The following is a 26,023-nucleotide window of genomic DNA, read 5'->3' as shown; positions in this document are numbered from 1 at the left end:
TCGCGGCCGGGCGGCCGGGCTCCGCAATAATGCACCGGTAGTCCAGCCAGAAAGCAGGTCGCACATCGTGACGACAACGGTCTCGGTCGAGCGCAGGATCGCCGAGGAACTCGGCGTACGGGAAGGTCAGGTCACAGCGGCCGTCGGGCTGCTCGACGGCGGCGCGACCGTGCCGTTCGTGGCCCGGTACCGCAAGGAGGCGACGGACGGCCTCGACGACGCCCAGCTGCGCACCCTGGAGGAGCGCCTGCGGTACCTGCGCGAACTGGACGAGCGGCGGGCCGCGATCCTGGAGTCCGTCGAGTCCCAGGGCAAGCTCGACGACGCCCTGAAGGCGCAGATCCTCGCCGCGGACTCCAAGGCCCGCCTCGAGGACATCTACCTGCCCTACAAGCCCAAGCGGCGCACCAAGGCGCAGATCGCCCGTGAGGCCGGCCTGGAGCCCCTCGCCGACCGCCTCGTCGGCGACCCGTCGCTGGACCCGCAGGCCGAGGCCGCCGGCTTTGTCGACGCCGACAAGGGCGTCGCCGACGCCGCGGCGGCACTGGAGGGCGCCCGCGCGATCCTCACCGAGCGGTGGTCCGAGGACGCCGACCTCGTCGGCGAACTCCGCACCCGGATGTGGGAGCGGGGCCGGCTCGTCGCCAAGGTGCGCGAGGGCAAGGAGGAGGCGGGCGCGAAGTTCGCGGACTACTTCGACTTCGCCGAGCCGTTCACCAAGCTCCCCTCGCACCGTGTGCTCGCCATGCTGCGGGGCGAGAAGGAGGAGATCCTCGACCTCACCATGGAGCCGGAGGAGCCCGTCGAGGAGGGCCCCTCCACCTTCGAGCGCAAGATCGCCCACCACTTCGGCATCACCGACCGCGGCCGCCCCGCCGACAAGTGGCTCGCCGACGGCGTGCGCTGGGCCTGGCGCACCCGCTTCCTCGTCCGGCTCGGCCTCGACCTGCGCGTGCAGCTGCGCCAGGACGCCGAGGACGAGGCGGTGCGGGTCTTCGCCGCCAACCTGCGCGACCTGCTGCTCGCCGCCCCCGCGGGCACACGCGCCACCATGGGCCTGGACCCGGGCTTCCGCACCGGCGTCAAGGTGGCCGTGGTCGACGCCACGGGCAAGGTCGTCGCCACCGACACCATCTACCCGCACGTGCCGCGCAACCAGTGGGACGCCTCCATCGCGACGCTCGCCCGGCTCGCCGCCGCCCACGACGTCGACCTCGTCGCCATCGGCAACGGCACCGCCTCCCGCGAGACCGACAGGCTCGCCGCGGACCTCGTCAAGCGCCACCCGGAACTGCGGCTCACCAAGGCCGTGGTGTCCGAGGCCGGCGCCTCGGTCTACTCCGCCTCGGCCTACGCCTCCGCCGAACTCCCCGAGATGGACGTGTCCCTGCGCGGCGCCGTCTCCATCGCCCGCCGGCTCCAGGACCCGCTCGCCGAACTCGTCAAGATCGACCCCAAGTCGATCGGCGTCGGCCAGTACCAGCACGACCTGTCCGAGGTGAAGCTCTCGCGCTCCCTGGACGCGGTCGTCGAGGACTGCGTGAACGGCGTCGGCGTGGACGTCAACACCGCCTCCGTACCGCTGCTGCGCCGCGTGTCGGGCATCACCGAGGGCCTGGCCGCCAACATCGTCGCCCACCGCGACACCAACGGCCCGTTCCGGCGGCGCACCGCCCTGAAGGACGTGGCCCGGCTCGGCCCCAAGGCGTACGAGCAGTGCGCCGGCTTCCTGCGCATCCCCGACGGCGACGACCCGCTGGACGCCTCCAGCGTGCACCCCGAGTCCTACCCGGTGGTGCGGCGCATGAGCACGGCGGCGGGCACCGACATCAAGGCGCTCATCGGCAACGCCACGGTGCTGCGCGGGCTGCGGCCGCAGGAGTTCGTCGACGACACCTTCGGTCTGCCGACGGTCACCGACATCCTCTCGGAACTGGAGAAGCCCGGACGCGACCCGCGGCCCGCCTTCAAGACCGCCGCCTTCAAGGAGGGCGTCGAGGAACTCAAGGACCTCAAGCCCGGGATGGTCCTGGAGGGCGTCGTCACCAATGTGGCGGCCTTCGGCGCCTTCGTCGACGTCGGCGTCCACCAGGACGGGCTGGTGCACGTCTCGGCCATGTCGAAGAACTTCGTGAGCGACCCGCGCGAGGTCGTCAAGCCCGGCGACATCGTCCGCGTCAAGGTGCTCGACGTCGACATCCCGCGCAAGCGCATCTCCCTCACCCTGCGCCTGGAGGACGAGGCCGGCACGCCCAAGGGCGGCGCCGGCGCGCCCCAGGGCGCCGGCGGCGGCCGCCAGGAGCGCGGTCCCCGACCCGACCGGCGGGGCGGCGGCAACCCGCCCCGACAGTCGCGCGGCGACCGCGACCGTGACCGTCCGGCCCCCGGCGGCGCCATGGCCGACGCCCTGCGTCGCGCCGGCCTCGACAAGGGCCTCGGCGGGGGCAACGGCCGCCGCGGCTGAGCCCGCACGCCGAAGGCGCGCTCTCCCGGAGGACCGGGGGAGCGCGCCTTCGGCGTCCGTCCAGCGGCGGTCTCGCCGGCAGCCTCAGCGGCAGACCGCGCCGGCCGGCGGGAGCCGGCCGCTCAGGAGGTAGCGGTCCACCGCGACGTCGACGCACCCGCTCCCGGGCTGCAGGTAGGCGGTGTGCCCGTCCCCGTCCCAGGTGAGCAGGCGGGCGGAGGGCAGGAACCGGGTGAGCGAGCGCGCCCAGGCGTACGGGGTGGCCGGGTCGCGCAGGGTGCCGACGACCAGGATCGGCGCGGTGCGGGGCGCCGCGCCGGCCCGCACCGCGCGGTCCGGGCCGACTGGCCAGTGGGCGCAGGTGGTGAGCAGCGCGGAGTAGTACGCCCCGAACTGGGGCGAGGCACGCCGGAACGCGGGGAGCAGCGCCTCGGCCTGCGCGGGGGTGAACACGGGCCCGAGCGCCGCGCTCAGACAGCTGACTGCCGTGAACCCCACGTCGGCGACTGCCTCCTCCTGCGCCGCGGAGAGCCGCTGGAGCGTGGAGGTACCGCCGGCCGCGGAGACCACCTCGCCCAGCGTCCGGCGCAGTTCGTCCCACGCGGGCTGCTTCAGCGCCGCCAGGACGGTGCGGAGCAGGTCGTCCCCGGTGACGGTGAGGTCCTTGCCCTCCCGCCGCGGGCTGCGGTCGAGACGGGCCACCAGGGCGTCCAGGACGCGTCCGGCCTCCTCGACGGACCGGCCGACGGGGCAGCCGGGCCGGGCGACGCAGTCGGCGGCGAAGGCGTCCCAGGCCACCTGGTAGCCGTGCGCGGGGTCCAGGAAACGGCGGTAGTCGTCGATGGCGGGGTCGACGGCGCCGTCGAGGACCATGCGGCCGACGCGGGAGGGGAAGAGCTCCGCATAGGTGGCGCCGAGGTAGGTGCCGTAGGAGAAGCCGAGGTAGTGCAGCCGGTCGTCGCCGACGAGGGCGCGCACCAGGTCCAGGTCGCGGGCGGCGTCCGGGGTGCCGACGTGCGGCAGCAGCCACCCCGCGCGCCGCTCGCACGCGTCGGCGGTCCGCGCGCGGGCCTCGTCCAGGGCCTCGAAGTCGGGCGCCCCGGCACTGACCGGACGGGAGTCCGCTCCGGTTTCCGGCGCCATGGTGCCGCAGTCCAGCGGGGTGCTGGCACCGACGCCGCGCGGGTCGACGGCGACCAGGTCGTAGGCGGCGCGCATCGCGGGGGAGAAGCCGCGGGCGAGGTCGCGCAGGCCGCCGATCGCGGAGTCGCCGGGACCACCGGGGTTGTACAGCAGCGAGCCGATGCGTTGTGAGGCGTTCCCCGTGGCCGTCAGCCGGGTGACGGCCAGGGTGATGTCGCCCGCGTCGGGGCGGGCGTAGTCCAGTGGCGCCTTGAGGGTCGTGCACTCATAGGACGGCTCGTCCTCGCACGGTCTCCACACGGGTTGCTGCGCGGCATGGCTGGCCCGCTCCGGCGGCGCGTCCCCGGACTGCGTCGCGCCGGCCGGTGCCAGGCGGGCCGCGCCGGGCGAGGCGCCCCCGTGGAGGGCGGAACAGGCGGCGGCCAGCAGGGCGCAGACCGCCAGCACCGCGACCGTGCGGTGTCGTCGCCTCCCGCGTACGCGGCCGGTGTGCCGGATGGCGTCCATCGCCCTGCCCTTCTGGTGACGTGGTGGGTCGGCGGCCTGGTGACGCCGCGACGTGGAGCCCTTCAGCGGCAGATGGTGCCGTCGGGCGGGAGCCGGCCGTGCAGCAGGTAGTCGTCGACGGCCGTGTCGACGCAGGTGCTGCCCTGCCGGTAGGCGGTGTGCCCGTCGCCGTCCCAGGTGAGGAGCCGGCCTGAGGAGAGCTGGGTGGCCAGCGCCCGGGCCTGGTCGTAGGGGGTGGCGGGATCGCGGGTGGTGCCGACGACGAGGATGGGCGGTGCGCCGCGCGCCGTGATGCGGTGCGGCACCTGGGTCGGCCTCGCCGGCCAGTGGGCGCACATCGGGAGGAACCCCGCATAGTACGCGCCGAACTGGGGCGCCACGCGCCGGAACTCGGGCAGCGCCGCCCGCGTCCGGGCGGCGGTCGACCGCGGACCCAGCGCGGAGCTGAGGCAGTTGACCGCCACGAGGGACTGCTCACCCGGCCCCTGGGCGCCGTCGGCGCCCAGGAGCTGCAGCCGGGTGGCGGCGTCGGCCGCCCGCACTTCGCGGAGCAGGGAACGCAGTTCGCCCCACGCCGGAGCCGCGAGTGCGGCGGTGACCGCGTTGAGCAGATCGTCCCCGGTGGCGGAACCGCCGTGGTCGACCCCTTCCCGGGAGGCCTCGTCGAGTTCCGCGACCAGTGCGTCCAGGCCACGGCCCGCGTCCTTGAGCGAGTGGCCGACCGGGCAGCCGGGCCGGGCGACGCAGTCGGCGGCGAAGGCGTCCCAGGCGACCTGGTAGCCGCGCGCCATGCCGAGGGTGGCGCGGAAGGCGTCCATGCCGGGGTCGATCGCGCCGTCCAGGACCATGCGGCCGACGTGCGAGGGGAACAGTTCCGCATAGGTGGCGCCCAGGTAACTGCCGTAGGAGAGGCCGAGGAAGCCCAGCCGGTCGTCGCCGAGCAGCGCCCGTACGACGTCCATGTCCCGGGCCGCGTCCAGGGTGCCGACGTGGGGCAGGAGCCGGCCCACGTGCCGTGCGCACGCGTCGGCGATCAAGGCGAAGCCCGACTCGGGCGTCCCGGCACCGGCTCCGGCCGCGGCCCCGCCTCCGGCCCCGGGACCGGCCTCGGGGACGGGCGGCGAGGTGTCGCTCCCGCAGTCGACGGGGGAGCTGCGCCCCACCCCCCGGGGGTCGACGCCGACCAGGTCGTACGCGGCGCGCATCCGGGGGGAGAAGCCGTCGGCGACGGCCGGCAGGTCGTCCACCACGGAGATGCCGGGGCCGCCCGGATTGATCAGCAGCGATCCGACGCGGACGGCGCGCGGACCGGTGGCGCGGTGGCGGACGACCGCCAGCCGGATGTCGCCCGCCTCCGGACGGGCGTAGTCCAGGGGCACCCGCACCGAGGTGCACTGGAACGACTCCGCCGCCCGGCAGGGCCGCCACTCCGGGCGCTGCCGGTAGTAGCCGGAGAGATCCGGTGCCGCGGCCGCGGACGCCGCGGCGGACGCCGCCGCAGAGGCGGCGGAACGGACCGGTTCGGCCCCGTTCGCCGACGGTTCGGCGCCCGCCGGGCGGTGCGGGCGCTGGGGCGAACAGGCGGTCAGCACCAGGCAGGCGCTCAGCAGCCCGGCGGCGATGCGCCCGCCCCGGCCGGACAGGACACTCGCGGCCCGCACGGCGGCCACCGCCCGTCAGACGCAGACCGTGCCGGCGGAAGGCAGACGCCCCTGTGTCAGGTAGTCGTCGACGGCGCTCTCGACGCAGGTGCTGCCCCGGTGGTAGGCGGTGTGCCCGTCGCCGTCCCAGGTGAGCAGCCGTCCGGAGGAGAGCTCCCCGGCCAGCGCCCGCGCCCATGGGTACGGGGTCGCCGGGTCGCGGAGGGTGCCCACGACGAGGATCGGCGCCGCGCCCGCCGCGGCGATCGGGTGCGCGGACTGGTCCGGACGGACCGGCCACCGGGTGCACATCGGCAGGGTCCCGGCGTAGTACGCGCCGAACCGCGGCGCGGCGCGCCGGAACTCGGGCAGCGCCGCCCGCGCCTGCGCGGCGGTCGACCAGGTTCCCAGCGCCGCACTCAGACAGGACACGGCGTAGTACGACTGGTCGCCCGGGTCGGTCTCCTCGCCCGCGCCCAGGAGCACCTGCACCGCCGTGGTGTCACCGGCCCGCAGCTCCGCGAGCGCGGCGCGCAGCGCCTCCCAGGCCGGGGTCCTGAGCGCGAGGACGACCGCTCCGAGGAGCGAGTCCCCGGTGACGGTGACGTCCTTGCCCTGCCGCAGCGGGATGCGGTTCAGCTTCGCCACCAGGGAGTCCAGGACGCGCCCGGCCTCCTGGACCGAGCGGCCCACGGGGCAGTCGGGCCGGGTGACGCAGTCGGCGGCGAAGGACTCCCACGCGACCTCGTAGCCCCGGGCCTGGCCGATCGTGAAGTCGTAGCCGTCCAGGGCGGGATCGACGGCCCCGTCGAGGACCATGCGGCCGACGTGGGAGGGGAAGAGCTCCGCATAGGTGGCGCCGAGGTAGGTGCCGTAGGAGAAGCCGACGTAATGGAGCCGCTCGTCACCCAGCACGGCGCGTACGACGTCCATGTCGCGGGCGGCGTCCAGGGTGCCCACGTGCGGCAGCAACCCTCCCGCGTGCCGGGCGCATTCGGCCGCGACCTGCGCGTAGGCCGCGGCCGAGGCATCGATGTCGGCCCGGCGCGCGCCCGGGTCCGGGGCGGCCGCCGGGGTGTCCGCGGCGCAGTCCACCAGGGTGCTGGCGCCGACGCCGCGCGGGTCGACCGCGACCAGGTCGTACGCGGCGCGCACCGCGGGGGAGAAGGAGCCGGCGTTGCCCAGGAGGTAGGCGATCGCGGACGAACCGGGCCCACCGGGGTTCATCTGCAGCGAGCCGACGCGCGCGGTGCCGTTGCCGGTGGCCCGCTGACGTATCGCGGCCAGGGTGATGTCACCCCCCTGGGGGCGCCCGTAGTCCAGCGGCACCTTGATGGTGGCGCACTGGAACGACGGCACCTCGTCGCAGGGCTTCCAGCCCGGCTTCTGCCCGTAGTAGCGGGCGAGTTCCGCCGGTGCCGCGGTGGCCGCGCCCGGCGCGGGCGCCCCCGCCGGCCTCTGCCGGAGGTCGCCCGCCGCACAAGCGGTGAGCAGCAGCCCGCAACTGCCGAGCACGGCGACGAAGCCGTGGAGCCTGCGTCGGGGTGCGTTCATGGCCACGCCTTTCTGTGCGCCGCGCGGAGCGCGCGGCGGGTGGTCGCGTCAGCGGCAGACCGCGCCGTCGGGCGGGAGCAGACCGCGCAACAGGTAGTCGTCGACGGCCGTGTCGACGCAGCGGCTGCCCCGCTGGTAGGCGGTGTGCCCGTCGCCGTCCCAGGTGAGGAGCCGGCCCGAGGAGAGCTGGGTGGCCAGCGCCCGGGCCTGGTCGTAGGGGGTGGCGGGATCGCGGGTGGTGCCGACCACGAGGATGGGCGGCGCGCCGCGGGCGCTGACCCGGCGCGGCAGCTGCGTGGGCCGCGCCGGCCAGTGCGCGCACGTCGACAGGTCCTCGTTGTAGAACGCCCCGAACTGGGGCGAGGCCCGCAGGAACTCGGGCAGCGCGGCGAGGGTCTGGGCGGGGGTCGAGCGCGACTCCAGCGCGGAGCTCAGGCAGTTGACCGCCGTCATGGAGGCGTCGCCGGGCGCCGTCTCGTCCTCGTCGCCGACGAGTTCCCCGAGCACGGTGGTGTCCCCGGTCCGCACCTCGTCCAGCACCGCGCGCAGCGTCTCCCAGTCGGGTGCGCGCAGCGTGCTGACGACCGCGCCGAGCAGGTCCTCGCCGTCGAGGTGCTCGTCCTTGCCCCGCCGTACGGGCGCCCGGTCGAGGTCGGCCACCAGCGCGTCCAGGGTGCGGCCCGCCTCCTCGACGGAGCGGCCGACCGGGCAGTGCCGGCGGCGGGCGCAGTCCGCCGCGAAGGACTCCCAGGCGATCTGGTAACCGCGGGCCTGGTTGAGGTAGGCGTGGTAGCCGTCCATCGCCGGGTCGACGGCGCCGTCCAGGACGACCCGGCCGACCCGGTCGGGGAAGAGCTCCGCATAGGTGGCGCCCAGGTAGGTGCCGTAGGAGAAGCCGAGGAAGTGCAGGCGCTCCTCGCCCAGCGCGGCGCGGACGACGTCCATGTCCCGGGCCGCGTCGAGGGTGCCCACGTACGGCAGGAGCCGCCCGGCGTGCCGGGCGCAGTCCGCGGCGACCTCCGCGTGGTAGGCGGCCCACGTGTCGATGACCGTGGCCTCGTCCCGAGGCGGCGTCCCGCGGGTCCGTGCGCCCGGGGCCCCGGCGGCGCCGCAGTCCACCGGCGTGCTGTGGCCGACCCCGCGCGGGTCGACCGCGACCAGGTCGTACGCGGCACGCAGCGACGCGGAGTAGGTGTCGGCGTAGTCCCGCAGGTCGTCGACCGCGGAGATGCCGGGCCCGCCCGGGTTGATCTGCAGCGCGCCGATGCGCGCCGCGCCGCGGCCGGAGGCGGGCCTGCGGATCACGGTCAGGGAGATGTCGCCGGCCCGGGGGTGCGCGTAGTCCCGCGGCACCCGCAGGCTCGTGCACTGGAACGAGCTGTCGGGGCAGGGCCGCCAGCGCAGGTCCTGCGTGTAGTAGCGCCGCAGGTCCAGCCGGATCGTGCCGGAGGCCGGGCTCGGGGAGGCGGCCCCCGAGGGAGCGGGCCCCGCGGTCCTGCGGGTGTGCGTCACCGCCGTGCACGTGGCGAGCAGCGTCCCGAAGACGATCAGCACGGCGATCACGCAGAGCAGGCCGCGCCCGGGTATTCGGCCGGTGGCCGGGACAGCTTTCATCGCCACGCCTTCGTTTCCGCCCGTTGCGAGACGCGGGGCTGGTCGGCATCGGTGAGCGGCCGCGGGGGCGGGTCCGGGCGCCGTGCCCCGGCAGGGAACGGTCAACGCCGTCGCCCCACTCCCAGCTGCGTAACCAGGTCATCACAGATCGTGTTCGGGGGATCGCCGGGATGCGCCGAACGCGTGAGGCGGGAGCTCCGCCCCGTGCCGCGGCACGCCACAAGTGGCCGTCCGGCCGCACAAGTTGACCGGTATCGCTCTGGCCGCGCGAGCGGGGCCGCGACTACCGTCCGCGCGTGCCCACACCCACGCGCACCACCCGCCCCCGTACCGACCACGACCGCATACGGACGACCTCCCTGGTGGCGGCCGTGATCGCCGCGCTCGCCGCCGTCCTCCTCCCGGTGACCACCGCGCAGGCCGTCTCGGCCGCGGGCACCGTCCGGAACGGGCTGAGCCGGCCCGACTACTCGTACACCGACGCCGTCCGCGAGGCGGTCTGGGTCGAGACGGGCCGTGACGACGACGGCGACGGCCGCACCGACCGGGTCGCCGCCGACATCGTGCGGCCCCGCGAGCCCGCGGCAGCCGGCCGCAAGGTACCGGTGATCATGGACGCGAGCCCCTACTACTCCTGCTGCGGACGCGGCAACGAGGGCCAGGCGAAGACCTACGACGACCAGGGCCGGATGGTCCAGGCCCCGTTGTACTACGACAACTACTTCGTGCCGCGCGGCTACGCCGTCGTCCTGGTCGACCTGGCCGGCACCAACCGTTCCGACGGCTGCGTGGACGTCGGCGGCCCCTCCGACATCGGCTCGGCCAAGGCCGTGATCGACTGGCTGGGCGGCCGGGCCGAGGGCTACACCTCCCGCACCGGCTCCCGGCGCGCCAACGCCCGCTGGGCCACCGGCGACGTCGGCATGATCGGCAAGAGCTGGGACGGGACGATCGCCAACGGCGTCGCGGCGACCGGGGTGCGCGGCCTGCGCACGATCGTGCCGATCAGCGCCATCAGCTCCTGGTACGACTACTACTTCCAGCAGGGCGCCGCCCTCTACGACTCCGGCCCCGACTGGCTGTCGGACTACGTCGAGAGCGAGCCGGCCCGCGCCCGCTGCGCCGCCGTGCAGCAGCGCATCGTCGACGGCGCCCCGCGCAGCGGTGACCTGACCGCCTTCTGGCGCGAACGCGACTACACCAAGGACGCCGGGAAGGTCCGCGCCAGCGTCTTCGCCGTCCACGGCATGCAGGACCTCAACGTCCGCACCAAGCACTTCGGCCAGTGGTGGAGCGCGCTCGCCGCGCACGGCGTGGAGCGCAAGGTGTGGCTGTCCCAGACCGGCCACGTCGACCCCTTCGACTTCCGGCGCGGGGCCTGGGTGTCCACCCTCCACCGCTGGTTCGACCACTACCTGCTGGGCGTACGCAACGGCGTGGAACGAGAGCCCGGCGCGGACGTCGAACGCGCCCCCGGCCACTGGACGACCGACCGCTCCTGGCCGCCCGCCGGCACCCGGAACACCGGGCTGAGCCTGCGGCCCGGCACCGTCCCGGGCCAGGGCACCCTGAGCACCGCCCCCGCCGTGCCCGGCAGCACGGCGGTCTTCACCGACGCGCCGCAGGAGTGGGAGGAGGACTGGGCCGCCGGGGCGGACACCCCGAGCGCCTCCAGGGCCGTCTTCACCACCGGCACCCTCGCCCGCGACCTGCGGCTGTCCGGCAGCGGCACGGTCACCGTCACCGCGTCCTCCTCCACGACCAGCGCCCACCTCTCCGCGGTCCTCGTCGACCTCGGGCCGGCCACCGTCCGGGACTTCCTGGGCGCCAAGGAGGGCATCGTCGACCTGACCACCCGCTCCTGCTGGGGCGAGAGCACGGCGGGCGACAGCGCCTGCTTCACGGACACCGCCGCCGACACCGCCGACGTCACCCACACCGTGGTGAGCCGCGGCTGGGCCGACCTCGGGCACGCCGCCTCCGCGTGGCACGGCCGCCCCCTCGTCCCGGGCCGGTCCTACCCGGTCACCGTCACCCTCGGCGCCACCGACCACGTCGTCCCGGCCGGGCACCGGCTCGCACTGATCGTGGCCGGTACCGACGCGGGGATGATCGATCCCCCCGACACCACCCCCACCGTCACCCTCGACCTGGCCCGCTCACGTGCCCTGCTGCCGCTCGTCGGCGGAGCGCACGGCCTGGCCGCCGCGGCCCCGCACACGCCCGCCGCACAGCGCGCCGCGGCCCTCCCACCCGCCCCGCGCCACACCGCCCGCACCATCCCCGCGGGACGCTGACCCGGCGCTGCCCGTCCGCCCTCACACCCGGCGAGGGCGGGCGGGTAGTGTCAGCGGGTCAGCGATAGTTGTACGAGGAAGCAACAGCACCCGTGGACAGCACCAAGAAGACCGCCGACGACGCCCCCGCCGACGAACCCACCGCGGACCGCGTCACGGCGCCCGGCACCCAGGACGAGCGCGGCACCCGCCGGAGCCGCTGGCTCATGGACACCCGTCCCCTGCGCCACCCCGCCTACCGGCGCCTGTGGAGTTCCACCACCGTGACCGCGGTGGGCAGCCAGCTCACCGCCGTCGCCGTGCCCAAGCAGATCTACGACATCACCGGCTCGTCCGCGTGGGTCGGCTACTCCAGCATCGCCGGGCTGGTCCCGCTGGTGGTCTTCGCCCTGTGGGGCGGGGCCGTCGCCGACAGCGTGGACCGGCGCAAGCTGATGCTGTACACCAACATCGCCATCGCCGTGACCTCGCTGCTCTTCTGGGTGCAGGCCTTCTCGGGAGCGCACTCCGTCTGGCTGCTCATGGTGCTGCTCGCCGCCCAGCAGGCCGCGGCCGGCATGAACGCCCCCGCGCGCAGCGCCGCCATCGCCCGCCTGGTGCCCGTCGAGGAACTGCCCGCCGCCATCGCGCTCGGCTCGACCGTCATGCAGACCGGTCTGGTCGTCGGCCCGCTCCTCGCCGGCGTGCTGATACCCGTGATCGGCCTGCCCGACCTCTACCTCATCGACGCGATCGCCCTCACCGCCACCGTGTGGGCGGTGTGGCGACTGCCCGCCCTGCCGCCCCTGGAGGCGAACGGCGCGCCCGTCGCCCGCCGCGGCGGCTGGCGCGAGGTGGGCGCCGGCTTCCGCTACATCACCGCGCAGCGCATCCTCCTGCTGTCCTTCCTCGCCGACATCGTCGCCATGGTCTTCGGCATGCCGCGCGCGTTGTTCCCGCAGCTCGCCGACACCACCTACGCCTCCTGGCACGAGGGCTTCGCCCTCGGCCTGCTGTTCGCGGCCATCCCCATCGGCGCGGTCGCCGGCGGGCTCTTCTCGGGCACCTTCTCCCGCTCCAAGCGGCACGGTCTGATGGTCGTCATCGCCGTCTGCGGCTGGGGCGCGGCCATCGCGGGACTCGGGCTGAGCGGCAGCCTGTGGTGGGCGGCGGCCTTCCTGGCACTCGCCGGATTCGCCGACATGGTCTCGATGGTGTTCCGCAGCGCGATCCTGCAGTCGGTCGCCACGGACGACATGCGCGGGCGCATGCAGGGCGTGTTCACGGTCGTCGTGGCGGGCGGTCCCCGCGTGGCCGACCTGCTGCACGGTACGGCCGGCTCCGCGTTCGGCACGCGCACCGCGGTCACCGCGGGCGGTGTGCTCGTCGTGGTCGCGATGCTGGGCCTGGCGGCGGCGTTCCCCGCGTTCACCCGGTACCGGGGAGCCTGAGCGGGGGAGAGGTGCCGAGCGCCCCGTCCTCCGCTGTGGCGGTACCCGGCGGCGACCCGGCCGCCGCCCCGTCCCGGTCGGGCACACGGGGGGCGGGGGCACGGCCGCGAGGTTCCGGGCGGCGTGCCGCGCTCGATCGTACCGGTTGCTCCGGGTACGGCCCCTGAGGGCCCGTCCCGGCGCGTTGCCGCTGCGGTCGTCCGCTCACGCGTCCGGCAGGAGCAGCCAGACCTCGGAGAACCTGAGGCCGTGCTCCCCGGTCACCACGCCGCACGGGCAGCCCAGTGCGATCCGGCGCCAGTCGCAGGCCACGCTCCAAGGGCCGTCCGCACGCGCACACCCGGGGCAGTGGAAGGTGTTGGCCGTCCACACGTCACGGGCAGGTCGGCCGTAATGCCGGAACCGCCCCGCATACCGGGCCTGCCACGGCACGGCGGGGGGCGTCAGGGCAGCCGTCCCCGGCGGGCGCGGGGCGGCCAGGGCGGAGAAGAGCGCGGTGAGGCCGGGGAGCAGGTCGTCGCCCGCCCCGGTCGGCGCGACCGCCTGATGAGACGGATAGCGCGGAGCCGCCGCGGCGGTCGGCGGGGTGGGGGACGCGTACCAGGGCAGGTAGGCGCGAGCGACGGCGGCCAGCAGGGCGGCGGCCTGCGGGCTGACCGCGCCCGCGTCGAGGTGGTGGACCGCGCTGCGCCAGATCCGCTGGAGCCGGCGGTCCCGGTCCTCGGCCCGGGCCCGCGCGCCGGCCGCCCCGCGAACGGGGAGCGGGGCGGTGAGGCGGGCCAGGACCCCGGCCGCGGCGCCGGCATCCGCATCGGTGGGCCGCCACTCCCCACCGGCCAGGAACCGCTGGGCCCGGTCCGACTCCCGCTCGAGGGCGCGCGTCGACAGCGGCCCGCCACCGGAGCCCGTCACCTGAGTGCTGTGCCCGCCCGCCATGATGGCGCCCCCCCTTGTCGGTCCCCTGCGCCGATCGTGCCCTGAGCGGCAGGAGCCATCACAGCACGGACACCGCCGAAGCCGCGGCAGCCACCGGCACACCGGCAGGCGCGGTGCCCCCACCGGCCGTCATGCGCTCACATAAGAGGCGCGGGTGTGTCGGGGTGCTCCCCCGGCGAAGGTTGAGGGAGGGCGGGGAAAAGCCACGACATCAACCACAACGGCGCCGCACACAACCACCGCGCAGCCCCCCGCATTGCGCCCACCGGGTGAACGCGTGCGCCGAACGGCGTAGTGAGCCACGGGGTCCGGGTGCGTGCCCGGTTAAGAGTGAGGGGTACGCATCCGGAGGAGCCGCGCATGCCGCATGCCGCAGCGGGACGTCCCCGCCGGGTCCCGGCAGGGGCCGCGGTCGGGCTTTTCGCCGCGCTGGTGTGCCTCCTCCACGCGCTGTGCGCACCAGGGGTCGCGGCCCTCCAGCCGCTGGAGCCCACGGCGGCCGTCGCCGTCGCCACGGACGACCGGGGCAAGCAGACGCACCACCCCCCGGCGAGCGTCGGGCGGCGGACCGTTCCGCAGGCCGGCCCCCAGCAACGTGCCGGAACCGTGCAGGGGCACGCGGCGGACGTCGTCCACGACACCTGCCCCCCGGACCCCGTGGGCGCCGCGCTCCGCGGTCCGGCCCGGCACGTCGCCCCCGCGGGCAGACCCGAGCACCTCCACCTCGTCCTGCGCTGCTGACGGCGCCCTGCGGCCGCCGCCCGTGCGGCGGACCGTACCGCAGCCATGCCCGTCAGCAGACCGCAGGAGGAACCGATCATGCCCGTGGACATCTACGCGGCCGTGGGCGCGCTCGTGCGCGCCGAGGCGGCCCGGGACCGGGAGCGGCGAGCCGTCGCCGACTGGCCGGAGACCGCCCCCGAGCGCGCGAAGGCGCCGGAGACGCCCCCGCAGGAACCCAGGGAACTGACCGAACGCCACCACGAGTGAGACGCCACGAGTGAGACCCCGCGGTCGCGCCCTGCCCGGCACCGGGCAGGGCGCGACCGCGCGGGGAACCGCCGCGGGTGATGCCGCGTTTACCCCAGTGAGCGCGGCACGTGCCGCGGACGGAGGCGGGAAGATGTCCAATCGCGCGAAGGTCGCCGTCGGCGGCGTGGCCGTCGGCCTGATCCTGTTGTGGGTGCTGCCCGCGTGGCTGGCCCTGCTGGTCATCGTGGGCGTCCCGGTGGCCGCCTACCTCACCCTCGACCCCTCCCAGCGACGCAGGCTGCGCCGGGCCGGGAGGCGTGAGATCGGCAAGTGACGGCGGACGGGGCCCGGCGGCCCCTCCGGTGACGGGGCCCGCCCAGGGCGACGGAGCCCGCGGCTCAGGTGACGGAGCCCGCGGCGGCGCCGGTCCTGAGGTCGGGGCCCCAGCGGTCCAGGTCGGCCTGCAGGTCGAGGGGGAGCGGGCGGGTGACCCCCTGGTCCTCGGGCCAGTCCTCGCGGGGGACGCGCCACATGACCTCGAACTCGTTGCCGTCCGGGTCCTTGGCGTACAGCGACTTCGACACGACGTGGTCGCTGGAGCCGACGAGCGCGCCCCGCTCGGTGAGCAGCCGGGCGGTGTCGGCCAGTTCCCCGAGGGTGCCGACCTCCCAGGCCAGGTGGTAGAGGCCGACGCGGCCCTGTTCGGGGCCGGGGGCGTCCGGGCCCAGGGCGAACAGTCCCAGGTCGTGGTCGTTGAGCGTGTCCTCGGCGCTCAGGAAGGCGGCGCGGCCGGGGATCTCCGCGTCGATCCGGAAGCCGAACACGGCGGTGTAGAACTCGACGGACCGGGCGACGTCGCGGATGTAGAGAACGGCGTGGTTGAGACGGCGAACAGGCATGGCGTCAGATTACGCCGTCATCATTGAAAGTTCAATGAACCCCATTGGTAGGATGACCGGGCTTTCTGTGCACCGACCGAGGGGGAGCAGGCGACCATGACCGCGACCGTCACCGCCGTCAGCCGCGACGAGGGGCACCACTTCAGCAAGCCCACCCGCGACACGATCCGCCTGCTGACCGGGCTCGGCGTGGAGGGCGACGCCCACCTCGGGGTGACGGTGCAGCACCGGTCGCGGGTGGCCCAGGACCCGACGCAGCCCAACCTGCGCCAGGTCCACCTCATCCACGGCGAACTCCACGACGAGCTGCGCACGGCGGGCTTCGAGGTCGCCGCGGGCGAGCTCGGCGAGAACGTCACCACGCGTGGTGTCGACCTCCTGGGCCTGCCCGTCGGGACGCGGCTGCGGCTCGGCGCGGAGGCCGTCGTCGAGGTGACCGGGCTGCGCAACCCCTGCCTGCAGATCGACGCCTTCCGGCAGGGCCTGCTCAAGCAGGTCGTCGGCCGGGACGAGCACGGCGCGGTCGTCCGCAGGGGCGGGATCATGGGCGTCGTCCTGCACGGCGGGGAGGTGCGGCCCGGCGACCCGATCGCCGTCGAGCTCCCCGAAGGGCCGCACCGTCCGCTCGAGCGGGTCTGACCTCAGGTCAGCGCACAGGAGTTGACCACGTCACCGCTCGCCGGCCGGGGCACCGTGCGGTCGGAGGGCGGCGTACGGCCGCGCTCCACCCACGAGGTCAGCGCGTCGAACGCGGCCCGGTAGCAGGGCAGGATCGGCCGCAGCCGGTCCGGGTACGTGTCGTACAGGCCGTCGACGTGGTTGCCGCCCTCGATCGTGTAGTAGCGGTGCAGGCCGCCCCGGCCCGCCGAGTCGACCATGCGGTCGTAGACGTCCGAGTCGGTCGCGATCGGCAGCAGCGTGTCCAGGGTGCCGTGCAGGGTGATCATCGGCTTGCCGATGCGTCCGCCGAGCGACACCCGGCCGACGGCCCGGTGCACGGCGGCCGGGCGCGCCGCGTAGTCGTAGTCGGCGTCCGACGCGCAGGGCGCCAGGATCTCCGGCACGGTCGCGCCCGCGCTCGCACCCGGGCAGGCGGGGTCGTAGGAGGGGTCGAACTCGGCCCGGTACACCTTCTGCGTCAGACCCCAGTAGGCCTGCTGGTGGTACGCCCACAGGAACTCCGAACCGGGCGCGAACCCGGCCGCCAGCAGGTCCGCGTCGCCAGCCCGGCCCTGGGCGCGGGCCACGGTGACCGGCAGCGAGGTCAGCAGGTTGGGGCCGTCCGCCGTCCAGAGGGTGCCCTCCCAGTCCACGCCGCCGTCGTAGAGGGCCGGGTGGTGCTCCAGCTGCCAGCGGGTGAGGTAGCCCCCGTTGGAGATGCCCGTCATGTAGGTGCGGTGCGGCGCGCGGCCGTAGCGCGTGGCCACCGCCGCCTTCGCGGCCACCGTGAGCTGTGTCGTGCGGCGGTTCCACTCGGCGATCGCGTCACCGGGGCGGCGGCCGTCGGTGTAGAAGTCCGGACCGCTGTTGCCCTTGTCGGTGGAGGCGAAGGCGTACCCCTGTGCGATCGCCCAGTCGGAGATCAGGACGTCGAGCGAGTACTGCTTGCGGGTGCCGGGTGCGCCCGTGACGATCAGGCCGCCGTTCCAGCGGTCCGGCAGCCGCAGCACGAACTGGGCGTCGTGCTGCCAGCCGTGCGTGGTGTTGAAGCCCGAGGTGTCGGGGAAGTAGCCGTCGACCTGCACGCCCGGGACGCCGGACGGGCGGGCGGTGCCGGCCGCCGCCAGGCCCGCCTGGTCGGCGGTGTCGGTGTACGCGGTGCCCGCCAGCGCGGTGGTCGTCATGTCGGGCAGGCAGGCCTTCTGCTGGTGTGCGGCGCCGGGCACGGTGACCCGTTCCAGCCGGGCGCAGTGCCCGGCCGCACCCGCGGCCGCCTCCGCGCCGGCGGGGACCGCGGCCGCGCCGAGCGCGAGCAGGGCGGCGGCGAGCAGGGGGACGCCTCTCCAGGGGCGCATGGGGAGCCTCCAATGGCACGTCGGGGATGGCTGCGCCACATCGTGGCCCGCCCCTCCCGGGCGCGACCATGGCGTCGCCCCACGCCCGTACCGGCCGGCTCATGGGGCCGCGTGACATGCGTCACCGTCCGGCATGACGCTGCGCAGTACCCTTGGCCCATGCTCATGCTCGTGCGTCGCCGTCATGTGGACTTCGTCCGCGTCACGAGCATGTCCTGTCGCCGCAGCGGCTGATCCCACCCCGCCCCCTCCTCCCACCCGGTCCCACGCGCCGCCGCCCCACCAGGGCCCCGTGGCGCGACCCCCGGTCACCACCGGCGTGCCGGGTCCTCACCCTGCGGACACCACACATGACGCTCCAGCTTCCCGTGATCGACCTCTCCGCCGCGGACCGCGGCCCCGGGGCACGTGCCCGTCTCCACCGCGAACTGCACTCCGCAGCGCACGAGGTCGGCTTCTTCCAGCTCACCGGCCACGGCGTGACCGCCGACGAGACCGCCGCCCTGATGCGGGCGATCCGCGCGTTCTTCGCCCTGCCCGAGGCCGACCGGCTCGCCATCGGCAACCTGAACTCCCCGCACTTCCGCGGCTACACCCGCACCGGCGACGAGCGCACCGGCGGCAGCCGGGACTGGCGCGACCAGCTCGACATCGGCGCCGAACGCCCGCAGCACGTACCGGCCGCGGGCGAGCCCGCGTACTGGTGGCTGGAGGGCCCCAACCAGTGGCCCGCCGCCCTGCCCGAGCTGCGCGAACTCTCCCTGGCCTGGATCGACCGGCTCAGCCGCGTCGCGCACCGCCTGCTGCACGAACTGCTCGCCGCCATCGGCGCCCCCGAGGACTTCTACGACGAGGCCTTCGCCGACGAGCCGCACCTGCACCTGAAGCTCGTCCGCTACCCGGGCACCGCACCGGCCGGCGGCGACCAGGGCGTCGGCGCGCACAAGGACTACGGCTTCCTCACCCTGCTGCTCCAGGACGGGGTCGGAGGCCTGCAGGTGGAGCGCTCCGACGGACGCTTCCACGACGTGCCTCCGCTGCCCGGCGCCTTCGTCGTCAACCTGGGCGAGCTGCTGGAGGTCGCCACCGACGGCTACCTCAAGGCCACCAACCACCGCGTGGTCAGCCCGGCCGGCGCCCGCGAGCGCTACTCCGTGCCCTTCTTCTACAACCCCCGCCTCGACGCGCGGGTCGCCCCGCTCCCGTTCGAGCACGCACACCGCGCGCCCGGCGCCACCCGGGACCCGGCCAACCCGCTCTTCGCCGAGTACGGCCGCAACGAGCTCAAGGGCTGGCTGCGCGCCCATCCCGAGGTCGCCCGCAGGCACCACCCGGAGCTCGTAGGGGCGGCGGCCGCGCCCGCCGGCTGAGACGCGCGGGCCGAGCCGCCCGCGGTTACGGTGCCTGCATGGGCACGGCCACGGCCGAGGACGGCACACTGCGGATCGGCGCGCCGCCGCGCTGGCTGCGGCTGCTCCCGGTCGTCCTGCTCGCCGCGCTGATCCTGGCCCAGGGCGTCACCCCCGGCGACGTGGAGCTCGGCGCCTACTACGCGGCCGTGGCCCCGCTCGCCGCGCTCACCTACGGGGTGGCGGGCACCGCGGTCCTGGCGGCCGCCGTCGTGGTGGTCATGGAGCTCCCCGTGGTGGGCTCCGGGACACTGGCCGGCGCCGAACTCGGCGCCGTCGTCCTCATCGGCGCCCTGAGCGTGGTCATCGCCGCGCTGCAGCAGCGCTTCCGGGGCCGCCTGGTACTGGCCCGGTCGGTGGCCGAGGCCGCGCAACTCGCCGTCCTCGCCCCGGTGCCCGGCACGGTGGGGGACGTGCGCTGCGCCGCCCTGTACCGGGCAGCGCAGCGCGGCACCCTGGTGGGCGGCGACCTCTACGACGTACGGCCCGGGCCCCACGGCGTGCGCGCGCTGGTCGCCGACGTCCAGGGGCACGGGCTCGCCGCGGTCGGCACGGTCGCGGCCCTGCTCGGCGCCTTCCGGGAGGCGGTGCTGGACCAGCCGGAACTGCGCGGGGTGGCGGGGCGCCTCGAGCGGCGCCTCTCCCTGGACGCGGCGGGGAACGCCGAGTTGTTCGCCACCGCCCTGCTGCTGGAGTTCCCCCACGACGGGTCGCGGGTCCGGCTGGTCTGCCAGGGCCATCCGCCCGCCCTGCTGCTGCGCGGCCGCGAGGTGCGGGAGCTGGAGTGCGACCCGGGGCCGCCGCTCGGCGCCGGCCTGCCCGGACAGGCACCGGCCCGGCCCTCGGTGGTGCCCCTGCGACCGGGGGACGTGATCCTCGCGTACACCGACGGCGTCACCGAGGCGCGGGACGCCTCGGGCGCCTTCTACCCGCTGGCCGAACGCCTCTCCGCCCGGCTGGCGGAGGGCGCCGACCCCTCCCCGGAGGCGATCGTGGACGGGGTCTGGGAGGACCTGCGCCGGTACGCGGGCGCGGTGGGCGACGACGTCGCACTGCTGGCGCTCGCGCCCCGGTGACCCGGGGCGGCCCGGTCAGCCCTTGCTCTTCGCGGCGTGCAGCGGGGGGCGGCCCTGCAGCCTGGCGGCCTCGGTGCGGATCTCCGGGAGCCTGGAGTACAGGTCCTGGCCGGGACAGTCCGTCATGTAGGCGTCGCGGTGGCCCGCGATGACGTGGAAGACCGCTTGCTCGCCCTTCTTGAAGCGGCTCTTGCTGTTGCTGGACACCAGGGTGACCTCGCCCCGGGGATCGATGTCGGACAGCCCGAGCTTCCAGGCGGCGATCCGGGCGATCGCCTCGGCCATGGCCTGCGGGACGCTGCCCTTGGCGTCGTAGGTGCCGATGGCGGCGATCCCCATGGTGTCCTTGTTGAAGCCGATCGAGTGCGCCCCGGTGACGGGGCGGTCGGAGCCGCCGGCCCGCCCCTCGTAGATCGTGCCGCACTTGTCGACGAAGAAGTTGTAGGCGACGTCGTCCCAGTGACGGCTCTGGATGTGGCCGGAGTAGATGTCCCGGATGATCCGGGGCACGTCCTCGCAGGCGTAGTCGTTGCCGCTGTCGGTGTGGTGCAGGAACACCGCCTTGACCGTGGTGCTGTAGTGCGGGGGCTCGGTCCGCAGCGACTCGTCGGCCCCCCAGCTCTTGCGCGGCACGATGGCGGGTTCGTGGGCCGGGTAGAGCGGTACGCGCTGGAGCCTGGCCCGGGCGGCCAGGTCGGGGAAGGGCATGAGCTGGGGACTCGGCGCGGGGCGGGCGTGCACGGAGGGCGGGTCGATGTGGATGATCGCGCTGTGCACCCCGAGGGCGGCGACGGCGACGACACCGGCCGTCCCCGCGGCCGTCGCCCAGACGCGTGCGGTACGCCGCGGACGTCCGGCCGCGCGGCGGCGCGCGTGCTTGGCCGCACGGTGTGAACCCATGAAATGAACATCAGCTCATATGACCGGCTTGCGTGGAGGGGACACGCCGGGCGGCCCGCGGACCTCACCCGGATGCCATGGCGGGTGCCCCGGAGTCCGCGGTTTCCCGGGGGCTCCGCCGCCCGGGACACCCGGATGTCCTTCCCGCGCCCACCGGCCCTCCGCCGCGGGGGAGGGCCGGTGGGGCGCGGTCCTCACTTCAGGTAGGGCCCGTCGGAGCCGACCTTGCCCGGCGCGGCGTTGTCCCCGCCCAGGTCGAGGACGTACACGCGCAGATTGCCCTTGCCGGGCGCGTCGACCGACAGGTTTCCGCCGGTCACCGTCCTGACCGCGCCGGTCACCGCGTCCTTGTACGTGCCGTTGGGGATCCCGGTGAACGTGGCGCCGCCGCTCACCGTCACCAGCGCGAAACTGTCCACCCCCGTGGCGGCGTCGGTGTAGCGGCGCTTGAAGGCCATCTCTCCGCTCACCCCGGCCGTCGAGTACTGCCCCGTCTGCAGCGCCGGGACCGCGCGCCGGATCTGGTTCAGCCGCTGCACGTGCTTGACCAGCGGCTGCGCGAGCGTCGTGGCCACCTGCCCGGACGCCGAGGCCACGCTGCCGAAGCCGGCGGCCGTGACGTCGCCCTCCAGGTGCGCCCCGTAGTAGGCGCGGCCCGTGGACGCCAGCGGGCAGGTCGGACCGCAGTCGATCTGCTTGCCCTTCTGGAACTCGATCTCCGATCCGTAGTAGAGCGCCGGGATGCCGCGGAAGGTCCACATCAGCGACATGTTCTCGGCCCACGCGTCAGTGCCCTCGGCGTAGCGGAAGGAGGACTTGTTGGGACCGTAGTCGTGGCTGTCGACGTAGACGACGTTGTAGGTCGCGTCATTGGTGCTGTCGTCGGAGTCCTTGCCGTTGTTGAAGGCGTTCGAGGCGGAGCCGAAGTTCATGTGCATCCGCATGTCGATGACGTTCATCCCGGAGAACCGGCTGTGGTCCGGGGCGTGGTAGCTGTTGCCGTTCAGGAAGGCGTTGTCGGAGACCGGCTGGTTGCCCGTGCCGAGCTGCTCCTCGTAGGTGTACTGCTCCAGCGCGGCGGTGGTGTCGTCGTCGCTGTACGTCCTGCGCTCCTTCCACGTGTAGAACTGCGCCGAGTGGTTGACCGAACCGCGGTTCCACTTGTCGTTGACGAAGGCCGCCACCTCGCCGAAGACGAAGAAGTCCTTCGCCTTCTGCGCGCCGAACCGCGCCGTGACCGCGTCGTACACGGCGGGCAGGAAACGGCGGTTCCAGGTGACGCGCGGGATGTGCACGGCCGTGTCGATGCGGAAGCCGTCCACCCCCATGCCGATGTACTTGTCGTAGGCGCCGATGAGGTAGTTCTGCACCTGGGGGTTCTCGGTGTTGAGGTCGGCCAGGTCCTCGTGCAGCCAGCAGCTGCGGGAGTCCTCGCCCTCCCAGTTGCCGATCCAGCACTGGTGGTAGTACTTCGAGGGGAACATGCCCGAGGTCGGGCTCGGCCACTGGCAGTTGTAGAGGGTGTAGCCCTCGGGGCTCCTTCCCCCGGTGGGGACGCCCCAGTTGACGCAGGTGTTGCCGGTGGGCTCGGCGGTCGACCACAGGTCGCCGTTGTAGTACGACTTCCCGGAGACCGGCTCGACGGTCAGGCCGTCGTATTCGAAGCCGTCCCGCTTCTGGTCGTAGTACCAGCTCCACTGGGAGTCGCGCACCCCGTACACGGTCGGTGTGAACAGGCCCTTGGCGCCCCAGCGCGAGCTGTGGTTGTAGACGACGTCCTGGTAGACCTTGATGCCCTTGGCGTGCGCGGCGTTGATCAGGTCCTGGTAGGAGGCTCCGGCCGACTCCAGGCGCGGGTCGACCCGGTAGAAGTCCCAGCCGTGGTAGCCGTGGTAGTCGTAGTCCGAGCGGTTGAGGACGACGGGCGTGATCCAGATCGCGGAGAAGCCGAGGCCCTTGACGTAGTCGAGTTTGTCGACCAGCCCCTTGAAGTCGCCGCGGAACATGGGGTCGCCGCCCGCGGCGTTGCCGGACTTCACGTGCTGGCTGCCGCCGCGGTCGTTGGACGTGTCGCCGTCGTAGAAGCGGGCGGTGAGCACGAAGTAGATCGGGTCCTTGCGCGGGTCGCCGCCCAACGGCTCGCCCGGGGTGGTCCGCGGGGCCTCGCCGGTGGTGACCGTGGCGGGGGCGGAGGCGGCCGAGACGTTCCCTGCGGCGTCGAGCGCCTTGACGGTCCAGGTGTAGGCGGTGCGCTCCTCCAGGCCGGTCTGGCTTGTGACGGTCGAGGCGACGTGGGCGATCGACGTGCCCTTGGTGCCGCCGGTGCGGGTGACCTCGTAGCCGGTGACGGCCGTGTCGTCGGTGGCGGCGGTCCAGCTCACCACGACCGACGTGCCCGTCGCCTTCGCGGTCACCCCGGTGGGGGCGGTGGGCGCCGCCGTGTCGGGCTCGGAGTCCGCGCACGGGTCGTCGGCGTCCGGTGTCACGACCCTGTTCCTGACCGTGCTGATGCCTTCCGCGAGCCGGTAGTTGCCGCCGTTGTTGTTGTCCCAGGTGCCGTTGCCGTTGTTGAACGCGGCCTGCCAGGTCGTCGCGGTGCCGAGGTCGACCGTCGCGCGCACCCAGCCGGTACAGGCCGCCTCCATGGCGGCGCCTGGGACGGCCGTCCAGGAGCCGCCGGCCGGCGCCCAGTGCAGGTTGTAGGTGGCCCAGCCGACGGTGTCCGTGGCGTAGTAGACGGTCGCGCCGTGACCGGACGGTTCCCCGGTGCCGCTGCACGGGTCGCTGTGGGCAACGGTGCCGTCCTTCACCGTGATCGTGCCGGTGCCGAGCCGGTAGTTGCCGCCGCCGTTGTTGTCCCAGGTGCCGTTGCCGTCGGTGAAGGTGGCCTGCCAGGTCGTCGCGGTGCCCAGGTCGACGGTGAGCCTGACCCATCCGGTGCAGGCCGCGGCCATTCGCGTACCGGGCGGGGTGGTCCAGGCGCCGCCGGTGGGGGCCCAGTGCAGGTTGTACGAAGGCCAGTTGCGGTTGGCGGTCGAGTAGTAGACGGTGGCGGCGGTCGGTGCGGCGTCGGCGCAGGGGTCGGCCGTGGTCACCGCGCCGGAGGAGACGGCGCTGGTGCCGGTGCCGAGCCGGTAGTCGCCGCCGCCGTTGTTGTCCCAGGCGCCGCTGCCGTTGGTGAAGGCGGCGGAGAGCCCGCCGGCCCCGCCCAGGTCGACGGTCCTGGAGTACCAGCCGGGGCAGGCCGCCTCCATGGCGACGCCCGGCACGGTCGTCCAGGCGCCGCCGGTGGGCGCGTAGTGGAGGTTGACGGTGGTCCAGGCGGAGGCGGGACGGTAGTAGACCGTCGCCGTGGTGGCGGCGAAGGACAGGCCCGCCGGCAGCAGGCCGAGCAGCAGACCGCCGACGAGCAACAGCACGGTGCGCAGCGCGCGATGGCGTCCAGGGCGCGCGGGTCGGTTCATACGGGCGCTCCTCGGGCAGGGGCCGCCGGGGCGGCGGCCGGTGCGGGTGAGGCAGACCCTCCCGCGCGCCACGAAAGGAACAGCCGTGAATCTCCTGCAAGTTGCTGCAAGAAGCTTCATGAGATTACTGGGACATGACAGGGCGGTAAAGGGGTCGCGCAGCCGGACGCGTAGGAGTGGTCACGCGTCGACCCGGCGACCCGGTCCGCCCGGAAAGCCTTGGCCCGGTGCCCGGCCTCGGCCATCCGCGGCTTGAGGCCCGGCACCCGCGCGCAGTCTGCCGCGTCCAGCCCCGCGACGTGGACCTTCAGCCCGTCGCCCGCAAGACCTTGCAACGCGACACCCTCCAGCCGGTCGGGCCGGTTCCTGCCGCGTCGGCCACCACTCGCGGTGCCGCGTGTGGCGGGCCCCGATCGCCAACCGTCACAGACACCGCGTCATGCGCAGTTCCGTCAGGTACCGCTTGACGACGCGGCCGCCGTGGCGGCCGTCGATCAGCGCGCGGATACAGCCGAGCAGCCCCTGCCTGCGGGCGGCGGACAGGACGCGGTGGTTGGAGTAGCTGAGCAACAGGTCCAGGTACTCGTCCGTGGTGTACGGCAGTTCGCGCTCGTAGCGGTGGAAGACGGCCGGCCCGAAGCGCCCGGAGCGGTCGGTCTCCCCGCTGTCGGCGGGCACGAGGGCCGCCGCGCGTGGCCGCAGGCCCGGCGGCGTCGCCGGGTCGAAGCGCTCGTAGCACTCCTGGACGTCCGCGAAGAAGGCCCGGGTGCCGCCGTCCACGTGGTGGGTGCCGATGACGGCCAGCACCCCGCCGGGGCGCAACGCGTCGGCGGACTTCACGACCGCCACGGCGGGGTCGATCCAGTGGAACGCCGTGGCAGAGACGACGGCGTCGAACGGCTCGTCCGGGAGCGGCCACTCCTCGAACGCCGAGACGACCACCTCGACCCCGGGGAACCCGGCGAGCCGGCGCCGGGCCACCGCCGCCATGGACGTGCCCAGCTCGACGGCCGTCACGCGGAAGCCGCGCTCCGCGAGCGGCACGGTGGCCTGCCCGGTCCCGCAGCCGATCTCCAGCACGCGCGCGCCGGGACCGAGCCCCGCGACCCCGGCCAGGTCGTCGAAGACCACACCGGGATACCCGGGGCGGACCCGGTCGTACAGCTCGGCGTCCTCGTCGAAGACGCCCCTCAGCGAACTCCGGTCGCCCACCCGTCGAGAATACGGCCGGGACCCAGGCCGTGTTCCAACGTCGGCTCTCTGTCCGACGGGCAGTGGCGGGGCCGGAGCCGTTGCTGCCCGCTGCGGTGTCTGTGGCCGCGACGACAACTTCCGCCCCTCGCACGCCATACGCGCCGACGCGGTCTGTTCGATCTTGCTCCACCCGGCATAGCGGCGGGTCGCCGTGCTCGTCATAGAGGGTGCCGATCGATCCGGTCGACACGGAAGGTGACGATGGACGCCCTAGGGCAAGAACAATTCAGGGAATTCGTGACGCACCGGTCATCCGCTCTGATGAAGCTCGCGGTGCTGCTCAGCGCGGGGGACCTCCACGAGGCGGAGGACCTGCTGCAGAACGCGCTCGTCAAGACGGCGGGCCACTGGAGCCGCATAAAGGAACCGGAGGCCTACGTCCGGCAGGTGTTGTACCGGCAGCAGGTCAGTCGCTGGCGGCTGCTCCGGCGACGGCGCGAGACCACGGT

At 74.3% G+C, this 26,023-nt stretch carries 20 protein-coding genes; 10 read left to right on the top strand and 10 right to left on the bottom strand.

The window, feature by feature from the left end:
* Nucleotides 1-67 precede the first annotated feature (67 nt).
* Complete coding sequence (locus ABZ479_RS22565) at nt 68-2,464, top strand: Tex family protein (protein WP_500463262.1); 2,397 nt, start codon at nt 68-70, stop codon at nt 2,462-2,464.
* Between the two features lie 84 nt (nt 2,465-2,548).
* Here ABZ479_RS22565 and ABZ479_RS22560 read toward each other — a convergent pair whose 3' ends face one another.
* The 4 genes from ABZ479_RS22560 to ABZ479_RS22545 form a co-directional block, all read right to left on the bottom strand.
* Nucleotides 2,549-4,114 (bottom strand): alpha/beta hydrolase, encoded by a 1,566-nt coding sequence (locus ABZ479_RS22560; RefSeq protein WP_500463261.1) that lies wholly within the window; start codon nt 4,112-4,114, stop codon nt 2,549-2,551.
* 62 nt (nt 4,115-4,176) lie between these two features.
* Nucleotides 4,177-5,775: an alpha/beta hydrolase gene (locus ABZ479_RS22555; RefSeq protein ID WP_500463260.1), complete on the bottom strand. Its 1,599-nt coding sequence runs from the start codon at nt 5,773-5,775 to the stop codon at nt 4,177-4,179.
* A gap of 15 nt (nt 5,776-5,790) precedes the next feature.
* A complete protein-coding gene (locus ABZ479_RS22550; RefSeq protein ID WP_500463259.1) occupies nt 5,791-7,308 on the bottom strand; it encodes an alpha/beta hydrolase in 1,518 nt (505 codons plus the stop codon).
* Nucleotides 7,309-7,356: 48 nt separating this feature from the next.
* Entirely contained in the window at nt 7,357-8,922 is a 1,566-nt protein-coding gene (locus tag ABZ479_RS22545; RefSeq protein ID WP_500463258.1) for an alpha/beta hydrolase, read from the bottom strand.
* 296 nt (nt 8,923-9,218) lie between these two features.
* Here ABZ479_RS22545 and ABZ479_RS22540 point away from each other — a divergent pair, with 296 nt between their 5' ends.
* Complete coding sequence (locus tag ABZ479_RS22540) at nt 9,219-11,219, top strand: Xaa-Pro dipeptidyl-peptidase (protein ID WP_500463257.1); 2,001 nt, start codon at nt 9,219-9,221, stop codon at nt 11,217-11,219.
* A 92-nt stretch (nt 11,220-11,311) separates the two neighbouring features.
* Nucleotides 11,312-12,649, top strand: coding sequence for an MFS transporter (locus tag ABZ479_RS22535; RefSeq protein ID WP_500463256.1), 1,338 nt, complete (start codon nt 11,312-11,314; stop codon nt 12,647-12,649).
* 204 nt (nt 12,650-12,853) lie between these two features.
* Here ABZ479_RS22535 and ABZ479_RS22530 read toward each other — a convergent pair whose 3' ends face one another.
* On the bottom strand, nt 12,854-13,585 hold the full coding sequence (locus tag ABZ479_RS22530; RefSeq protein WP_500463255.1) for a hypothetical protein: 732 nt from the start codon (nt 13,583-13,585) through the stop codon (nt 12,854-12,856).
* Between the two features lie 360 nt (nt 13,586-13,945).
* Between ABZ479_RS22530 and ABZ479_RS22525 the strand changes: the two genes are divergently transcribed.
* The 3 genes from ABZ479_RS22525 (at nt 13,946) to ABZ479_RS22515 (ending at nt 14,891) form a co-directional block, all read left to right on the top strand.
* Nucleotides 13,946-14,326, top strand: coding sequence for a hypothetical protein (locus ABZ479_RS22525; RefSeq protein WP_499603161.1), 381 nt, complete (start codon nt 13,946-13,948; stop codon nt 14,324-14,326).
* 78 nt (nt 14,327-14,404) lie between these two features.
* The gene (locus ABZ479_RS22520; RefSeq protein WP_500463254.1) at nt 14,405-14,575 is read left to right on the top strand and encodes a hypothetical protein; all 171 of its coding nucleotides are present in this window, start codon (nt 14,405-14,407) and stop codon (nt 14,573-14,575) included.
* 133 nt (nt 14,576-14,708) lie between these two features.
* On the top strand, nt 14,709-14,891 hold the full coding sequence (locus ABZ479_RS22515; RefSeq protein WP_499603159.1) for a tail-anchor membrane protein: 183 nt from the start codon (nt 14,709-14,711) through the stop codon (nt 14,889-14,891).
* Nucleotides 14,892-14,955: 64 nt separating this feature from the next.
* Here the strand turns inward: ABZ479_RS22515 and ABZ479_RS22510 are convergent, their stop codons facing one another.
* On the bottom strand, nt 14,956-15,456 hold the full coding sequence (locus tag ABZ479_RS22510; RefSeq protein ID WP_500463253.1) for a VOC family protein: 501 nt from the start codon (nt 15,454-15,456) through the stop codon (nt 14,956-14,958).
* A gap of 96 nt (nt 15,457-15,552) precedes the next feature.
* On the opposite strand from ABZ479_RS22510, the gene ABZ479_RS22505 reads away from it, so the two are divergent.
* Nucleotides 15,553-16,095, top strand: coding sequence for an MOSC domain-containing protein (locus ABZ479_RS22505; protein WP_500463252.1), 543 nt, complete (start codon nt 15,553-15,555; stop codon nt 16,093-16,095).
* Between the two features lie 2 nt (nt 16,096-16,097).
* Here the strand turns inward: ABZ479_RS22505 and ABZ479_RS22500 are convergent, their stop codons facing one another.
* A complete protein-coding gene (locus ABZ479_RS22500) occupies nt 16,098-17,471 on the bottom strand; it encodes a tannase/feruloyl esterase family alpha/beta hydrolase (RefSeq protein ID WP_500463251.1) in 1,374 nt (457 codons plus the stop codon).
* 350 nt (nt 17,472-17,821) lie between these two features.
* Here ABZ479_RS22500 and ABZ479_RS22495 point away from each other — a divergent pair, with 350 nt between their 5' ends.
* On the top strand, nt 17,822-18,841 hold the full coding sequence (locus tag ABZ479_RS22495; protein WP_500463250.1) for an isopenicillin N synthase family dioxygenase: 1,020 nt from the start codon (nt 17,822-17,824) through the stop codon (nt 18,839-18,841).
* Nucleotides 18,842-18,879: 38 nt separating this feature from the next.
* A complete protein-coding gene (locus ABZ479_RS22490) occupies nt 18,880-19,956 on the top strand; it encodes a PP2C family protein-serine/threonine phosphatase (RefSeq protein WP_500463249.1) in 1,077 nt (358 codons plus the stop codon).
* A 15-nt stretch (nt 19,957-19,971) separates the two neighbouring features.
* On the opposite strand, the gene ABZ479_RS22485 is transcribed toward ABZ479_RS22490, so the two are convergent.
* The 3 genes from ABZ479_RS22485 to ABZ479_RS22475 form a co-directional block, all read right to left on the bottom strand.
* The gene (locus ABZ479_RS22485) at nt 19,972-20,856 is read right to left on the bottom strand and encodes a peptidoglycan recognition protein family protein (protein WP_500463248.1); all 885 of its coding nucleotides are present in this window, start codon (nt 20,854-20,856) and stop codon (nt 19,972-19,974) included.
* A gap of 194 nt (nt 20,857-21,050) precedes the next feature.
* Nucleotides 21,051-24,320: a carbohydrate binding domain-containing protein gene (locus ABZ479_RS22480; RefSeq protein WP_500463247.1), complete on the bottom strand. Its 3,270-nt coding sequence runs from the start codon at nt 24,318-24,320 to the stop codon at nt 21,051-21,053.
* A 423-nt stretch (nt 24,321-24,743) separates the two neighbouring features.
* Nucleotides 24,744-25,532: a class I SAM-dependent methyltransferase gene (locus ABZ479_RS22475; RefSeq protein WP_500463246.1), complete on the bottom strand. Its 789-nt coding sequence runs from the start codon at nt 25,530-25,532 to the stop codon at nt 24,744-24,746.
* Nucleotides 25,533-25,775: 243 nt separating this feature from the next.
* Between ABZ479_RS22475 and ABZ479_RS22470 the strand changes: the two genes are divergently transcribed.
* A partial coding sequence (locus tag ABZ479_RS22470) for a SigE family RNA polymerase sigma factor (protein ID WP_500463245.1) occupies nt 25,776-26,023 on the top strand: 248 nt, incomplete at its 3' end.

The organism is Streptomyces sp. NPDC005722, assembly GCF_040630935.1.
Classification (GTDB): domain Bacteria; phylum Actinomycetota; class Actinomycetes; order Streptomycetales; family Streptomycetaceae; genus Actinacidiphila.
The sequence above is the reverse complement of the archived record's forward strand: the minus strand, read 5'-3'. Positions and strand labels throughout refer to the sequence as shown.

Excerpts from the sequence above, each read along its gene's own strand:
- ABZ479_RS22520 (WP_500463254.1), top strand. The coding sequence starts at position 14,405 with ATGCCCGTGGACATCTACGCGGCCGTGGGCGCGCTCGTGCGCGCCGAG.
- ABZ479_RS22480 (WP_500463247.1), bottom strand. The coding sequence starts at position 24,320 with ATGAACCGACCCGCGCGCCCTGGACGCCATCGCGCGCTGCGCACCGTG.
- ABZ479_RS22505 (WP_500463252.1), top strand. The coding sequence starts at position 15,553 with ATGACCGCGACCGTCACCGCCGTCAGCCGCGACGAGGGGCACCACTTC.
- ABZ479_RS22495 (WP_500463250.1), top strand. The coding sequence starts at position 17,822 with ATGACGCTCCAGCTTCCCGTGATCGACCTCTCCGCCGCGGACCGCGGC.
- ABZ479_RS22525 (WP_499603161.1), top strand. The coding sequence starts at position 13,946 with ATGCCGCATGCCGCAGCGGGACGTCCCCGCCGGGTCCCGGCAGGGGCC.
- ABZ479_RS22510 (WP_500463253.1), bottom strand. The coding sequence starts at position 15,456 with ATGCCTGTTCGCCGTCTCAACCACGCCGTTCTCTACATCCGCGACGTC.
- ABZ479_RS22485 (WP_500463248.1), bottom strand. The coding sequence starts at position 20,856 with ATGGGTTCACACCGTGCGGCCAAGCACGCGCGCCGCCGCGCGGCCGGA.
- ABZ479_RS22500 (WP_500463251.1), bottom strand. The coding sequence starts at position 17,471 with ATGCGCCCCTGGAGAGGCGTCCCCCTGCTCGCCGCCGCCCTGCTCGCG.
- ABZ479_RS22550 (WP_500463259.1), bottom strand. The coding sequence starts at position 7,308 with ATGAACGCACCCCGACGCAGGCTCCACGGCTTCGTCGCCGTGCTCGGC.
- ABZ479_RS22545 (WP_500463258.1), bottom strand. The coding sequence starts at position 8,922 with ATGAAAGCTGTCCCGGCCACCGGCCGAATACCCGGGCGCGGCCTGCTC.
- ABZ479_RS22490 (WP_500463249.1), top strand. The coding sequence starts at position 18,880 with ATGGGCACGGCCACGGCCGAGGACGGCACACTGCGGATCGGCGCGCCG.
- ABZ479_RS22515 (WP_499603159.1), top strand. The coding sequence starts at position 14,709 with ATGTCCAATCGCGCGAAGGTCGCCGTCGGCGGCGTGGCCGTCGGCCTG.
- ABZ479_RS22560 (WP_500463261.1), bottom strand. The coding sequence starts at position 4,114 with ATGGACGCCATCCGGCACACCGGCCGCGTACGCGGGAGGCGACGACAC.
- ABZ479_RS22530 (WP_500463255.1), bottom strand. The coding sequence starts at position 13,585 with ATGGCGGGCGGGCACAGCACTCAGGTGACGGGCTCCGGTGGCGGGCCG.